We start from the raw sequence: 12,682 nt of genomic DNA on the forward strand, positions 1-12,682 counted from the left end.
TCCACGGCGGACGTGGTGGCCACGGCCGAGGCGCCCCTGTGGCGTCTGATCGGCGGGGGATTCAGCCTGGCCTGTCTGGCGGGCGAGGTGGGGCTCGCCCTGTTGATCCTGAAGACCCGTCGGGGATTCGAGCCGGCCGTCGGCGTCGGGGGCTGTTTCATCGGCGGGGTCGGGATCGTGTTCCAGACCCTGCCCCTGCTGCTGACCTGAACCCCTTTCAGGGCGCCGACCAGCCCTTGACCGTCACCACCGCCGCGCGCGGATCGGCGTCGAACCGCATATAGGCGGTCGCATGGCCGCGGCCGGGCACATAGTCCAGGGTGGCGGTCGCGGTCTGGTCGCCTGCCACGGCCTCGACATCGACCCCGGCGGCGGTTTCGTCGCCGTCATTGACCACCTTGATCTCGGCCACATGGCCGTGGGCGGTGGTCTCGACCCTCTCGATCCGCGCGCTCAGGGTCGCCGGGGCGGCGGGTTGCACGGCCTCCCACACGATCACCCCGACGGCGGCCAGGGTCACCACCCCGCCCAGAGCGGCCATGGCGGTCTGCAAAAGCGGGCGGGGCGGGGCGGCTTTTCGGCGCGTGGCTCGGTTCATCGGATCAGACCAGCAGGCGGGCGGCGGCCGCGCCGATCGCGGCCGGAAAGCCCAGGACCGCCGTCGCCTGGACCACCCCGGCCAGAGAATGCCCTTCGATCCGCCCAAAGACGAACAGGGCGAACAGGCTGACCCCCAGGGCGATGGCGTAGCCGGGCAGGGTAAAGTGGAAGAAGGCGTCGGCCGGTCGATCCGCCTCCTCCTGACCGGCGAAGCCTGCGCGAAAGACGATGATGTGCAACAGCAGGATCGACACCGCCATCAGCCCCAGAACGTGGATCGGTCCGGCCTTGTAGGCGATCAGGATCATCTCCTCGGTCGGGGCGACGTTCAGGGCGAAGAACAGGGCGCCGGCCGCCATCAGGAACAGCTCCCCGACATAGGAGGCCTGATCCTCCTGGGTCTCGCCGCCGTCCGCGTCGCCGCTTAACTGGCGCCGGGCCAGCAGGGCGCCCATGGCGCCCGGAACGGCCTGAAGCGCAATCATGCCCAGGGCTTCACGCGGGGGATCGCCCCATCGGACCACGCCGAACAGGCTCAACAGCAGGCCGGCGGTCAGGAAGCCGACCGCCAGGGCGACGGCCGTGTCCATCAGATCGTTCGCCAGCCCCCGCCGGTCGGAGAAGCCCGCATAATAGGCAAGGCCGTAAAGCAGGGGCAGGCCCGCGACGATGAAGGCCAGCAGCCGGCCCCGGTCCATGGCCACCCCCTGCTCCCACATCTCCATCGTCATCAGCAGGGGGATGCTGAACACCAGGGCGCCCCCGAACGCGCGGCCCAGGTCGCGCAGATAGGCGCGTTCTCGGCTCAGATCGATCAGGGCGGCGGCGCTCATCTTCCGGCAACGTCCGAAGCGGCGCCTTGGCTCCGAACGTCAGGCTTCAGCGCGCGCCCAGCCGCTCCAGCAGATCGGCGGCGAAGCTGGACAGGGTGTCGTCGCGCGCTCCCATGACCAGGACGCGGTCGCCGGGTCGGGCCATTTCGACGATGCGGTCGCCGCAGGCCGCGCGGTCGGGCAGGGCCTCGGCCTGACGGCCCGCCTCGCGCACTCCTTCAGCGATGGCCTCGCTGCCGACGCTGCGGTCGGTGGTGCCGCCGTAATAGACCGGCTCGGGCATCAACAGGACGTCGTCCTCGCGCATCAGGCCGACGAAACCGTCGATGAACTCCCGCCGCATCAGCTTTAAGGGGCCGAAGCCGTGGGGCTGGAACAGGATCAGCAGACGCCCGTCGAAGGCGTGCAGCGTCTTCAGGGTGGCGGCGATCTTGTCGGGGTTGTGGGCGAAGTCGTCGATGACGGTGACGGCGTTGACGGTCCCCACCACCTCCATTCGCCGCCGAATGCCGGCGAAGCTTTCCAGCGCCTTGACCGCCTCGGCCGTCGAAACGCCCAGGGCCTTGACCGCGCCGAGCGCCGCAAGCGCATTGGCGACATTGTGGGCGCCGGGCACGTTCAGCCTGACGTCGAACTCGCTCCAGCCCTCGATCAGGCGGAACCGCATGCCGGTCGGCTGGGGCTGAAGATCGTGGGCGGACAGGTCGGCCGCCTCCTCGCCCAAAGCGAAGGTGATCGCCTTTCCGGGCGGTAATTCCTGCGCCAGGGCCGCCGTCTCGGGATTGTCCAGGTTCAGCACCGCCGTGGCCGCCCGCTGGACGAAGCCGCCGAACAGGTCGCGCAGCTCCTCCATCGACTTGTGGTCAAGCGAGATGTTGGAGACGACCGCCACGGTCGGGACGTAACGGGCGATCGAACCGTCCGATTCATCGACCTCGGACACGAACAGATCCGACCCGCCGATCAGGGCGCTGGCGAACGGATGGTCGGCGTCGGCGAAATTCTTCATCACCGCCCCGTTCATGACGGTCGGATCGCGGCCGGTCTGGTGCAGGATCCAGGCGATCATGCCGGTGATGGTGGACTTGCCGCTGGTGCCCGCCACCCCGATCGAGGTCGGGGCGGCGTTGAACAGCTCGCTGAGCAGTTCGGGCCGGGTCTTGATCGCCGCCCCGACGCGGCGGGCCGCGCCGATGTCGGGCACCGTCTCCTCGACCGCGCCGGTGGCGATCACCGTCTGCGCGGCGCGGGTCACACCCGATCCGTCCTGAGGGTGCAGGGTCACGCCGTGGGCGCGCAGCCAGTCGAACTTCTCGGGCGTGCGGCCCTGGTCCAGCGCCCGGTCCGAGCCCTCGATCCGGCCGCCCTGGGCCTGGACGATCAGGGCCAGGGGCAGCATGCCCGACCCGCCGATGCCGCAGAAGAAATAGGAGGCGTCTTGGTTCATGCCCCCTTAGAACAGGGGATCGGGCCGATCCGCCAGAGCCGGATCGCAATTTCGACGAAGAAGACGGGCGTGAACGCAAACACCTTCAAGATCGGCGTGGTCTGCGCCAGTTCCCGCTTTTCAAAGGAGCGGGCCGAGGCGATCGAGGCCTGGATGGCCCAGCACCATCCGGACCGTGAGGTCTCGGTCGTGTTTCACCCCGCCTGTTTCCTGAAACACGGCCATTTCGCCGGCGACGACCGGGCGCGGGCCGACGCCTTCGTGGAGTTCGCCAACGACCCGCGCATCGACGCCGTCTGGTTCGCGCGCGGCGGCTATGGCTCGTGCCGCATCGCCGAGGCGGTGATCCCCCGGCTGAACGCGGTGGCGCGCAAGAAACGCTATCTGGGCTATTCCGACGCCGGCAGCCTGCTGGCCGGCATGTACAGGGCCGGGTTCGAACATCTGGCCCACGGGCCGATGGCGTCGGATTCGGTGCGGGACGACGCGACGGCCAAGGGCGCCCTGGCCTGGCTGACGACCGGCCGGACGGACTGGATCGAGCCGTCGCTGGCCGGCGACCCCCGACCCGCCGTCGCCTTCAACCTGACCATTATCGACCAGTTGGTCGGCACGGATCTGGAGCCCGATCTGTCCGGGCACGTGCTGATGCTGGAGGAGGTGTCGGAGGCCGCCTACAGGATCGACCGGATGATGTTTCACTTGACGGGTCAGGACTCCATCCGACGTGTTGCAGGAATTCGCCTGGGACGTGTTTCTGATGTCACGCCAAACGATCCCGACTTCGGCCAGACTCCGGAGGAGATCGTTCGCTACTGGTGTTTGAGGTCCGGCATAGAATTTCTCGGGGCGGCTGATATCGGGCATGATGTCGCCAACAAAATCGTGCCCTTCGGTCCCCATAGGTAAAAAGACGGCGCGACGTGAAAGACACAGTCCGGCCATGATCCGCATCACGTCGGTCGGCGCCCTCTCGACACAGGGTGCGAGTGAACGTCAGATGAAGGTCCGCGAGGCGTTAGGACTTCGTTAGCCAAGGCGTTGGGGGACGCTGCGGTTACGCCTTCTGCGATGCGGCGGTTCGTTCGGACCTCGGGGGATGCCCGGACGAACCGCCTGATCGTTCTGCGATCTTCGAAGGCCGATCATCGACGTGAAGGGCCGCAAGGCTTATGGATCGCCGGGTGCGTTTCGACGAAAGATTCATTGATGAACTGAAGGCTCGCCTTCGGCCGTCCGACGTGATCGGGCGGACGGTGAAGCTCAAGCGGCAGGGGCGGGAGTATGTCGGCCTGTCCCCCTTCTCGAAGGAGAAGTCGCCGTCCTTCTTCGTCAATGACGACAAGGGCTTCTTCCACGACTTCTCGTCCGGCAAACACGGCGACATCATCTCCTTCCTGCAGGAGACCGAGCGGCTCAGCTTCGTCGAGGCGGTGCAGCGGCTGGCGGGCGAGGCGGGGATGCAACTGCCGGCCGAAGACCCCAAGGAGGCCGAGCGCGAACAGAAGCGGATGGGCCTGTCCGAGTGGATGGACCTGGCCCAGAAATGGTTCGCCGCCAATCTGCGCCGCACGCCGGGCAAGGCGGCGCGCGAATATCTGGAAAAGCGCGGCCTGCCCGAGGATCAGTGGGAGCGGTTCGGCCTGGGCTATGCGCCCAACGACCGCGAGGGACTGAAACAGGCCCTGGTCCAGCGCGGGGCGCGGCCGTCCGAACTGGTCGAGGCCGGGCTGCTGATCGCGCCCGACAGCGGCGGCCAGCCCTATGACCGGTTCCGCGACCGGCTGATCTTCCCGATTCTGGACGCGCGCGGGCGGATCGTCAGCTTCGGCGGCCGGGCCATGAACCCCGACGACCGGGCCAAATATCTGAACGGGCCGGAAAGCCCGCTGTTTCACAAGGGCTCCACCCTCTACGGCCTGCCTGAGGCGCGGCGCATTCTGGGGGCGGAGAGCCGGAACGACCAGCCGATCATCGTGGTCGAGGGCTATATGGACGTCATCGCCTGCCAGCGCGCGGGCCTGCCGGCCGTGGCCCCCATGGGCACGGCCCTGACCGAAGAACAGATGGAGCGGCTGTGGCGGGTCAGCCATGAGCCGGTGCTGTGTTTCGACGGGGATGCGGCGGGCCTGCGGGCCGCCTATCGCGCCATCGAACGGTCGTTGCCGCTGCTGAAGCCGGGACGATCGTTCCGCTTCGCCCTGCTCAGCGGCGGGCAGGACCCCGACGACATCCTGCGCGACAAGGGGGCGCCGGCCCTGCGCCAGGCCCTGGCCGAGACATACGGCTTCGCCGAGGTCCTGTTCCGTCGCGAACAGGATGTGGAGCCGCTGGACACGCCCGAGCGCAAGGCCGGGTTCAAGGCGCGGCTGCGCGCGGCGGCCGGCGCCATTCAGGACAGGGATCTGGCCGAACAGTATCGCCGCGATCTGTTCGACCGGTTCGACGCCCTGTTTCCCCGCACCCCGGCTCGCGCGCCCTGGACGCCCGGACGGGGCGGGGGGCGTTTCGGTCCGCCGCCGAAGCTTGGGCAGACGGTCGAGGGCGCCCAGGCCATGCAGTCTCTGTTCCGGGCGGTCAGTCCGGTGGCGGCGGCCCTGGCCTATGCGGCCATCGACGACATCGAGCGGCTGGACGATCATCTGGAAGAGGTCAGCGTCCAGGGCTTCGGCGACCCGGCCCTGGAGGGCTTGGCGCAGGAGTTGGTGCGCTTGCGGCTGTCCGGCCAGGCGTCGGATGCAGCCGTGGTGCGGCATCGGCTGCGCGACGCCGGTTTCGACCCGCTGTTGAGAGAGATCGAGAAGGCGGCCGCGAAATCCGGCGCTTCCTTCCTGTCGTCCGATCTCCCCGTGGCCGAGGCGCGCGCCCAATGGCTGAAGGTGTTCGGGCTGATGACCCATCTCGCCGCCCTGTCGCGCGCCATAGAGACGGCGAAACAGGACCTGGGCCAGGGGACGGGCATCGAGGCTCTGATCCGGCTGAAGGCCGAGCGGGACGCCATCACCCGCTCGTTCGCGGCCCCCGACTTCTGGGCGACCCTGGTTTGAGCCGCGCCGATTGGCGGGTTTGACGATCTGGAGTAGTCTCGCCCCATGGATGGCTCCCAACCCGTCAGGATCACCCGCGAAGGCGACCATCAGGTCGTCCACCTGCCGAGCGGCGTCGCCGTTCCGGCGGACGCCGTGGTGCGTCAGGAGGGGGAGCGGTTGATCATCGAACGGGGACAGGCGTCGAATCGGCACAGACTGCTCGACACCCTGGCGCGCCTCGAGCCGATCGAGGAGGACTTCGCTCCTATAGACGACCTGCCTTCGAGCCCTGTCCGCTTTTGATCCTCTATCTGCTGGATACGAACGCGCTTTCGGATCTGGTGCGCAATCCGCATGGGCAAGTGGCTCAACAGTACAGTCTGCGTTTGGAAGACGCCGCGACCAGCATCATCGTTGCGGCCGAGTTGCGGTTCGGCGCTGAAAAGCGCGGGTCCGCAACACTTTCGGGCCAGTTGGAGGCGATTTTGGCCGACATCCCGGTCCTGCCCTTCGATGCGCCGACTGATCGCGCCTATGCGCGGACTCGCCAGGCTCTGGAAAGGTCAGGGGCGAGCGTCAGCGCCAACGACCTGCTGATCGCCGCCCACGCCTTGGCGCTGGACTGCATCCTCGTCACCGACAATGAGCGGGAGTTTTCCCGCGTTCCGGGTCTGCGCGTCGAAAACTGGTTGCGCGAGCCCTAGGGCGGCCTTGACTCCGCCCGCTTGCGACGCCATCTGGCGCAATCGGATCATGACGCCTTAGTGCGCGAGGTCGAGAAGGCGGCGGCGAAGTCCGGTGCGCCATTCCTGGCCGCAAATGCGCCCCTCGCCGAGGCAAGGGTCCGATGGTCGCAGGCGTTTGACGACGCCTCGGTCCCGGCGCGAGAGGCGTCGGGGCGGGATGAGGGGGTTCCGTCGGCGGCAGCTGCGCGGGATGCGCTTCGCCGTGCGATCAAAGCCGGGACGATTTGGGAAGACAGCGCGGGCGCGTAACCTTACGCCTCGCCAAGCATTGTATTTTCGCCGGGGCGGATTGATCACCCCCTCCGGCCGGAGACAGACTGACTATGAACGCACAGACCGAGACGCAGGAAACCGAGGTTTCGACCGATGGCCCCCTGCTCGATCTGACCGACGCCGGCGTCAAGAAATTCATCAAACAGGCCAAGGCGCGCGGCTATGTGACGATGGAGGAGCTGAACAAGGTCCTGCCGTCCGAAGAAGTCACCCCCGACGCCATCGAAGACACCCTGGCCATGCTGTCGGAAATGGGCGTCAACGTCGTCGAGGCCGAAGAAGACGCGCAGGAGCAGCAGTCCACCGACGTCGCCGCCGCCGCCTCCACCGGCGTGTCCGAGACCCCCGCCAAGGCCGCCTATGACCGCACCGACGACCCAGTGCGGATGTATCTGCGCGAGATGGGTTCGGTCGAACTCTTGAGCCGCGAGGGCGAGATCGCCATCGCCAAGCGGATCGAGGCCGGCCGCGACGCCATGATCTCGGGTCTGTGCGAAAGCGCCCTGACCTTCGAGGCCATCATGGTCTGGCGCGACGAGCTGGAGAACAACCGCATCCTGCTGCGCGAGGTCATCGACCTGGACGCCACCTACGGCGTGCTGAACCCTTCATCCCTGCCGGGCGCCGCCCCGGCTGAAGGCGAAGAGGAGGAAGAAGTCGAAGAAAAACAAGCTGCTGAGGATAAGCCGGAGTCCGACGACGAGGACGACGACGACTTTGACGACGGCGGCGGCATGTCGATCTCGGCGCTGGAGGCCGAGCTGCGCGACGGGGTGATGGAGGTTCTGAACGCCATCGCCGCCGACTTCGGCGCCTTCCGTGCGTTGCAGGACAAGCTGGTCCAGGCGCGTCTGAAGGGCGAGACCCTGAGCGCCAAGGACGAAAAGACCTATCAGACCCTGACGACGACCATTTCGGATCGTCTGAAGACGATGAAGTTGAACAACAACCGCATCGAGGCCCTGGTCGAGCAGCTGTATGCGATCAACAAGCGCCTGATCGGTCTGGAAGGCCGGCTGCTGCGTCTGGCCGACAGCTACGGCATTTCGCGGCCTGAGTTCCTGAAGGCCTATTTCGGCTCCGAGCTGGACCCCACCTGGACCGATCGGATCAAGGATCAGGGCGTGCGCTGGACCAAGTTCAGCGAGAACGAAGCCAGCCAGATCGCGACCATCCGCGCCGACGTCGCCGCCGTGGCCCTGGAGGCCGGCCTGCCGATCGACGACTATCGCCGCATCGTCCAGACGGTGCAGAAGGGCGAGCGTGAGGCCCGTCAGGCCAAGAAGGAGATGGTCGAGGCCAACCTGCGCCTGGTGATCTCCATCGCCAAGAAATACACCAACCGCGGCCTGCAGTTCCTGGACCTGATCCAGGAGGGCAACATCGGCCTGATGAAGGCGGTCGACAAGTTCGAGTACCGCCGCGGCTACAAGTTCTCGACCTACGCCACCTGGTGGATCCGTCAGGCGATCACCCGCTCGATCGCCGACCAGGCGCGCACCATCCGCATCCCGGTGCACATGATCGAGACGATCAACAAGATCGTCCGCACCAGCCGCCAGATGCTGCACGAGATCGGCCGCGAGCCGACCCCGGAAGAACTGGCCGAAAAGCTGGCCATGCCGCTGGAGAAGGTGCGCAAGGTCCTGAAGATCGCCAAGGAGCCGATCAGCCTGGAGACCCCGATCGGGGACGAAGAGGATTCGCACCTGGGCGACTTCATCGAGGACAAGAACGCCGTCCTGCCGATCGACGCCGCCATCCAGTCGAACCTGCGCGAGACCACCACCCGCGTCCTGGCGTCCCTGACGCCGCGCGAGGAACGGGTGCTGCGCATGCGCTTCGGCATCGGCATGAACACCGACCACACGCTGGAAGAAGTCGGCCAGCAGTTCTCGGTGACGCGCGAACGGATCCGTCAGATCGAGGCCAAGGCCCTGCGCAAGCTGAAACACCCCAGCCGGTCGCGCAAGCTGCGGTCCTTCCTGGACAGCTGAAGACGATCAGGGGCGGCGCCGAAAGGGCCGCCCCTTTTTCGTTCAGCGGGCGGGCTCGACCAGGGCTGCGACGATGCGCCGGACCAGGGGCAGGATCAGCAGCAGGACCGGGAAGGCGATCAGCCAGGACAGGCCCCAGGCCTGCATCCACGCGCTGGGAAAGGCCGGGGCGAAGCCCAGGGTTCGAGCGGTGGCGATGGCTGAGACCACAAAGGTCATGATCAGCGACAGGATCAGCGGCATGACCAGTCCGGCGTAGCGGGCGGGCAGGCGTCGGAACCGGACGACGGCGGGATGAGGGTGCATGGTTTGCGTCTCTCTTAAACTCAGGTCTTCGGCGCGGGCATCCGCCGGACGAACCGGCCCCGGCCGAAGACCGGGATGGATGCGTTGCCTGACGTGAGACGCTTACGGCCGCCGAGGCGACGTGCGCCCTGTAGCAAGGTTGAGAGTGTTTCGCAACAATGGCGGCGCGGTCCCTCGCCCGCCGTTTCAAATAGAGGACCGGATGGGCCGCAAACACGTCAATCTGGGCACGGCGCCGGCCAAGGCCGATCTGCCGCAGAAGGTCTGCGCCGCCTGCGGCCTGTCTTTCGTTTGGCGCAAAAAATGGGCGCGGGACTGGGATCGGGTGCGGTTCTGCTCGGACCGCTGTCGGGCCAAGGGCGTGTCGGAAGAGCGGCGATAGGCGGCTCTCCGCCTCGTGACCGCCGGACCCGGCGGGAATCGGCTAGGACCGGAGCCATGTCCTCGTCGCCTCGTTTGATGCGCCTTTGCGCCGGCCTTTCGGTCCTGCTGGTCTTGGCCGGCTGCGTTCGCCGCGCGCCTGAGCCCCTGCGGCCCTCGCCCTATCCGGGCCAGACGGCGGCGCCTCTCGTCGGGGGGCTGATCGACCGGCCGATCGACGGGGGCACCCAGGCGGCGGTGGTGCGCGAAGGCTCTGAGCTGGGGCGGTGCATGGCCCAGCTGACCGCGGCGCGGGTGCGGTTCAGCCCCGTGCCGGATCGGCAGAACTCGGCCGTCTGCGGCCTGAGACAAGGCGGGGTGCTGGGGCCGGACCTGGGGACGGTGGCGCGGATGGCGCCCGGCGACGTCGAGATGACCTGCCAGACCGCCCTGGCGCTGAGCGTCTGGCGGCGTCAGTCGCTGGAACCGGCGGCGCGCGAGATCCTGGGGTCGGACGTGGTCCAGATCGACCATATGGGTGCCTACGCCTGTCGCAATGTGAACAACGGCGTGGGCTCCAGCCGGATCAGCGCCCACGCCCAGGCGGCCGCCCTGGACTTCGCCGGGGTGCGGCTGAGGGACGGGCGGCGGATCACGGTGACGAAGGATTGGAGCGGCGACGCGCCCGAGGCCCGATTCCTGCGCCGTATCCGCGACGACGCCTGCCGCATCTTCGGAACAGTGCTGAGCCCAGACTACAACGCCGTCCATTTCGACCATCTGCATCTGGAAGCGACCGACACACGTTTCTGCCGCTGAGGCGGCGCCGAGTGGGGCCGTCGGCCGGGAGAGGCGCATGGCGAAACGGTTGAAGGTCTTCACCTGGTCGGACGGATTTCACGCCTTCACGGTGGCGGTCAGCTCGCGGCCCAAGGCGCTGGAGGCCTGGGGCTCCAAACAGGATCTGTTCGCCACGGGCCTGGCCAGCGAACTGAGCGGCGGCCCCGACTATGAGGCGGCCTTAGCCGCTCCAGGCGAGGTGATCGAACGCGGCCTGGCCATCGACGTCGGCAAGATCAAGAAGGCGGCCGGACCGAAGAAGGCCGCCGGTCCGTCCAAGGCCCGGCGCGCCAAGATCCAGCGGCTGGAAGCCGAGCTTGAGACCCTGGACGCCGAACATCAGCAGGCGATGGCGGATCTGGCGGATCGGCTGAAGGCCTTGGAGGACGAACAGGCCGAGCGGGAGCTGACCCATGCAAAACGCCGCAAGGCCCTGACGGCGGCCCTGAAGACGGCGCGTCGTTGAGCCCCCTACGACTGGAAGATGGTTTCGAAACCGCCCCACATCATCCGCTTGCCGTCGAAGGGCATGTCCATCTCGGCGAAGCCGGGGTCGGTCTCCATCTGGGCCCAGCAGGCGTCGGCGGTGGCGCGGTCGGGCCAGGTGACCCAGGAGAAGACCACCACCTCGCCCGGCTCCAGCTTCACGGCCATGGGAAAGCTGGTCAGCTTGCCGTCGGGCACGTCCTCGCCCCAGGTCTCGACCTGGGACAGGGCGCCGTATTTCTGAAACAGGGGCCAGGAGGCCTGGGCGGACTTGACGTAGCGCGCCTTGTCCTCGGATTTCACGGGGGTCAGGAAGCCGGTCACATAGGTCATGGGGTCGTCCTTTGCTGAGGGTTCAGAGGTCGGCGACGGCGCGTTCCAGGGCCGCGACGTCGATCTTGATCATCTCCATCATGGCCTGCATGGCGGCCTTGGCGCGGGCGGGATCGGGGTCGGTCGTCAGTTCCACCAGGCGCCGAGGCGTTATCTGCCACGACAGGCCCCAACGGTCCTTCAACCAGCCGCAGGCGTTCTCGCGGCCGCCGTCAGCGGTCAGGGCGTCCCACAGCCGGTCGGTTTCGGCCTGATCCTCGGTCATCACCATGAAGGAGACGGCCTCGGTGAAACGGAAGTTCGGCCCTCCGTTCAGGGCCAGATACTCACGGCCCGCCAGGACGAACTGCACCGTCAGGACCGAACCGGCCGGGCCGGACGGCGTGTCGACCGGCGAGCGGTTGACGGCGGTGATACGGCTGTCGGGCAGAAGCGACACATAGAAGGCGGTGGCGGCTTCCGCCTCGCCGTCGAACCACAGGCAGGGAACGATCTTGTCGGCCATCACGCCACGCCCTCGGCCAGTTCGGCCAGCTGGTCGGCGACGGCGGCCCAGCCCTGTTCGAAGCCCATGGCCCGGTGCGCCGACATGGCCTTTTCGTCCCAATGGCGGGCGACGGCGGTGTAGAGGGTCGCATCCCCCTGCGCCTCGAAGGTGTCGATGCGGACGAAGTTCATCTCTCCGGCCTGGGGAACCCAGCCCTCGGTGAAGGCGCCGGTCGAGACCAGTCTGCGGCCCGGAACCACCTCAAGAAAGACGCCGGAATAGGGATGACGCTCCCCCTCGGGCGAGGCCATTTCGACATTGGCCCGGCCGCCGACGCGCAGGTCCCAGTCCACCACCGGCGTGGTCCAGGGGTGGGGGCAGAACCATTCGGCGGTGCGTTGCGTATAGACGTTCCAGACCGTTTCCGGCGCGGCCCTGATCAGGCGGCTGATGCGGAGTTCGAAAATCTCGGACATGACGATCTCCGCCTCAGGCCGGCGTCAGGTCATGGGCGGCGAAGGCCTCGGGCCCGGCGGCGACGGCTGTGGGGTCCATCCACATGACCTCCCAGATATGGCCGTCGGGATCGGCGTAGCTGCGGCCGTACATGAAGCCGTAATCCTGGGGGCTGTTCGGGTCGGGCAGACCCCCGGCGCCGGCGGCCTGGGCGACCGTCGCATCCACCGCCGCCTTGTCCTCGCGCGACAGGCACAGCAGCATCTGGGCCGAGACCTGGGCGTCGGGAATGGCCCGGTCGGTGAAGCTGCGCCACTTGTCGTGGGTCAGCAGCATGACGTGGATCACGTCCGACACCACCATGCAGGCGGCCGTCTCATCGCTGAACATCGGGTTTTTCGTCGCCCCGACGGCTTCATAAAAGGCGATCGAACGGTCAAGGTCGGCGACGGGCAGGTTGATGAAGATCAGTTGGGTCATGCGGCGGTC

17 protein-coding genes are annotated in these 12,682 nt (G+C 67.5%); 9 read left to right on the top strand and 8 right to left on the bottom strand.

Going from position 1 to position 12,682, the window contains the following annotated elements; translation table 11 throughout:
* Positions 1–15 precede the first annotated feature (15 nt).
* Positions 16–210 carry a hypothetical protein gene (locus ACW178_RS05355; RefSeq protein WP_287103323.1) on the top strand — a complete coding sequence of 65 codons (195 nt, stop codon included), beginning with the start codon at positions 16–18 and terminating at the stop codon, positions 208–210.
* 7 nt (positions 211–217) lie between these two features.
* Here ACW178_RS05355 and ACW178_RS05360 read toward each other — a convergent pair whose 3' ends face one another.
* From ACW178_RS05360 to ACW178_RS05370, 3 genes are read right to left on the bottom strand one after another with little or no spacing between them, the layout of a single operon-like run.
* Positions 218–598, bottom strand: coding sequence for a hypothetical protein (locus ACW178_RS05360; RefSeq protein ID WP_287103322.1), 381 nt, complete (start codon positions 596–598; stop codon positions 218–220).
* Between the two features lie 4 nt (positions 599–602).
* Positions 603–1,433 (bottom strand): TIGR02587 family membrane protein, encoded by an 831-nt coding sequence (locus ACW178_RS05365; protein ID WP_287103321.1) that lies wholly within the window; start codon positions 1,431–1,433, stop codon positions 603–605.
* A gap of 46 nt (positions 1,434–1,479) precedes the next feature.
* On the bottom strand, positions 1,480–2,880 hold the full coding sequence (locus tag ACW178_RS05370) for a UDP-N-acetylmuramate--L-alanine ligase (protein WP_191555165.1): 1,401 nt from the start codon (positions 2,878–2,880) through the stop codon (positions 1,480–1,482).
* 69 nt (positions 2,881–2,949) lie between these two features.
* Between ACW178_RS05370 and ACW178_RS05375 the strand changes: the two genes are divergently transcribed.
* The 5 genes from ACW178_RS05375 to rpoD all read left to right on the top strand — a co-directional run bounded on the left by ACW178_RS05375 (position 2,950) and on the right by rpoD (position 8,925).
* Positions 2,950–3,789 carry an LD-carboxypeptidase gene (locus tag ACW178_RS05375; RefSeq protein ID WP_492024932.1) on the top strand — a complete coding sequence of 280 codons (840 nt, stop codon included), beginning with the start codon at positions 2,950–2,952 and terminating at the stop codon, positions 3,787–3,789.
* Positions 3,790–4,064: 275 nt separating this feature from the next.
* Entirely contained in the window at positions 4,065–5,927 is a 1,863-nt protein-coding gene (dnaG, locus tag ACW178_RS05380; protein ID WP_287103318.1) for a DNA primase, read from the top strand.
* A 45-nt stretch (positions 5,928–5,972) separates the two neighbouring features.
* Positions 5,973–6,212 carry a hypothetical protein gene (locus tag ACW178_RS05385; RefSeq protein ID WP_182714159.1) on the top strand — a complete coding sequence of 80 codons (240 nt, stop codon included), beginning with the start codon at positions 5,973–5,975 and terminating at the stop codon, positions 6,210–6,212.
* Positions 6,209–6,613, top strand: coding sequence for a type II toxin-antitoxin system VapC family toxin (locus ACW178_RS05390; protein ID WP_287397224.1), 405 nt, complete (start codon positions 6,209–6,211; stop codon positions 6,611–6,613). Before ACW178_RS05385 ends, ACW178_RS05390 begins: the two co-directional genes overlap by 4 nt.
* A 365-nt stretch (positions 6,614–6,978) precedes the next feature.
* The gene (gene rpoD, locus ACW178_RS05395; RefSeq protein ID WP_492024933.1) at positions 6,979–8,925 is read left to right on the top strand and encodes an RNA polymerase sigma factor RpoD; all 1,947 of its coding nucleotides are present in this window, start codon (positions 6,979–6,981) and stop codon (positions 8,923–8,925) included.
* A 42-nt stretch (positions 8,926–8,967) separates the two neighbouring features.
* On the opposite strand, the gene ACW178_RS05400 is transcribed toward rpoD, so the two are convergent.
* Entirely contained in the window at positions 8,968–9,231 is a 264-nt protein-coding gene (locus ACW178_RS05400) for a DUF2798 domain-containing protein (protein WP_054764792.1), read from the bottom strand.
* A 202-nt stretch (positions 9,232–9,433) separates the two neighbouring features.
* On the opposite strand from ACW178_RS05400, the gene ACW178_RS05405 reads away from it, so the two are divergent.
* From ACW178_RS05405 to ACW178_RS05415, 3 genes are read left to right on the top strand one after another with little or no spacing between them, the layout of a single operon-like run.
* Positions 9,434–9,613, top strand: a complete 180-nt coding sequence (locus ACW178_RS05405; protein WP_191558189.1) for a DUF2256 domain-containing protein — start codon at positions 9,434–9,436, stop codon at positions 9,611–9,613.
* Between the two features lie 56 nt (positions 9,614–9,669).
* A complete protein-coding gene (locus ACW178_RS05410) occupies positions 9,670–10,410 on the top strand; it encodes an extensin-like domain-containing protein (RefSeq protein ID WP_054764794.1) in 741 nt (246 codons plus the stop codon).
* Between the two features lie 37 nt (positions 10,411–10,447).
* The gene (locus ACW178_RS05415) at positions 10,448–10,897 is read left to right on the top strand and encodes a hypothetical protein (protein ID WP_287104842.1); all 450 of its coding nucleotides are present in this window, start codon (positions 10,448–10,450) and stop codon (positions 10,895–10,897) included.
* Positions 10,898–10,902: 5 nt separating this feature from the next.
* Here ACW178_RS05415 and ACW178_RS05420 read toward each other — a convergent pair whose 3' ends face one another.
* The 4 genes from ACW178_RS05420 to ACW178_RS05435 are packed head-to-tail and all read right to left on the bottom strand — an operon-like array spanning position 10,903 to position 12,673.
* Positions 10,903–11,250 (bottom strand): DUF1428 domain-containing protein, encoded by a 348-nt coding sequence (locus tag ACW178_RS05420; protein ID WP_054764796.1) that lies wholly within the window; start codon positions 11,248–11,250, stop codon positions 10,903–10,905.
* A 22-nt stretch (positions 11,251–11,272) separates the two neighbouring features.
* Positions 11,273–11,755 carry a VOC family protein gene (locus ACW178_RS05425; RefSeq protein WP_152949551.1) on the bottom strand — a complete coding sequence of 161 codons (483 nt, stop codon included), beginning with the start codon at positions 11,753–11,755 and terminating at the stop codon, positions 11,273–11,275.
* Complete coding sequence (locus tag ACW178_RS05430) at positions 11,755–12,213, bottom strand: SRPBCC family protein (protein ID WP_287104844.1); 459 nt, start codon at positions 12,211–12,213, stop codon at positions 11,755–11,757. Before ACW178_RS05430 ends, ACW178_RS05425 begins: the two co-directional genes overlap by 1 nt.
* Before the next feature lie 13 nt (positions 12,214–12,226).
* A complete protein-coding gene (locus ACW178_RS05435; protein WP_054764799.1) occupies positions 12,227–12,673 on the bottom strand; it encodes a VOC family protein in 447 nt (148 codons plus the stop codon).
* Positions 12,674–12,682: the final 9 nt, after the last annotated feature.

It is taken from the genome of Brevundimonas sp. AVps4 (genome assembly GCF_058681525.1).

Excerpts from the sequence above, each read along its gene's own strand:
- ACW178_RS05360 (WP_287103322.1), bottom strand. The coding sequence starts at position 598 with ATGAACCGAGCCACGCGCCGAAAAGCCGCCCCGCCCCGCCCGCTTTTG.
- ACW178_RS05365 (WP_287103321.1), bottom strand. The coding sequence starts at position 1,433 with ATGAGCGCCGCCGCCCTGATCGATCTGAGCCGAGAACGCGCCTATCTG.
- ACW178_RS05370 (WP_191555165.1), bottom strand. The coding sequence starts at position 2,880 with ATGAACCAAGACGCCTCCTATTTCTTCTGCGGCATCGGCGGGTCGGGC.
- ACW178_RS05385 (WP_182714159.1), top strand. The coding sequence starts at position 5,973 with ATGGATGGCTCCCAACCCGTCAGGATCACCCGCGAAGGCGACCATCAG.
- rpoD (WP_492024933.1), top strand. The coding sequence starts at position 6,979 with ATGAACGCACAGACCGAGACGCAGGAAACCGAGGTTTCGACCGATGGC.
- ACW178_RS05400 (WP_054764792.1), bottom strand. The coding sequence starts at position 9,231 with ATGCACCCTCATCCCGCCGTCGTCCGGTTCCGACGCCTGCCCGCCCGC.
- ACW178_RS05405 (WP_191558189.1), top strand. The coding sequence starts at position 9,434 with ATGGGCCGCAAACACGTCAATCTGGGCACGGCGCCGGCCAAGGCCGAT.
- ACW178_RS05410 (WP_054764794.1), top strand. The coding sequence starts at position 9,670 with ATGTCCTCGTCGCCTCGTTTGATGCGCCTTTGCGCCGGCCTTTCGGTC.
- ACW178_RS05415 (WP_287104842.1), top strand. The coding sequence starts at position 10,448 with ATGGCGAAACGGTTGAAGGTCTTCACCTGGTCGGACGGATTTCACGCC.
- ACW178_RS05420 (WP_054764796.1), bottom strand. The coding sequence starts at position 11,250 with ATGACCTATGTGACCGGCTTCCTGACCCCCGTGAAATCCGAGGACAAG.
- ACW178_RS05425 (WP_152949551.1), bottom strand. The coding sequence starts at position 11,755 with ATGGCCGACAAGATCGTTCCCTGCCTGTGGTTCGACGGCGAGGCGGAA.
- ACW178_RS05430 (WP_287104844.1), bottom strand. The coding sequence starts at position 12,213 with ATGTCCGAGATTTTCGAACTCCGCATCAGCCGCCTGATCAGGGCCGCG.
- ACW178_RS05435 (WP_054764799.1), bottom strand. The coding sequence starts at position 12,673 with ATGACCCAACTGATCTTCATCAACCTGCCCGTCGCCGACCTTGACCGT.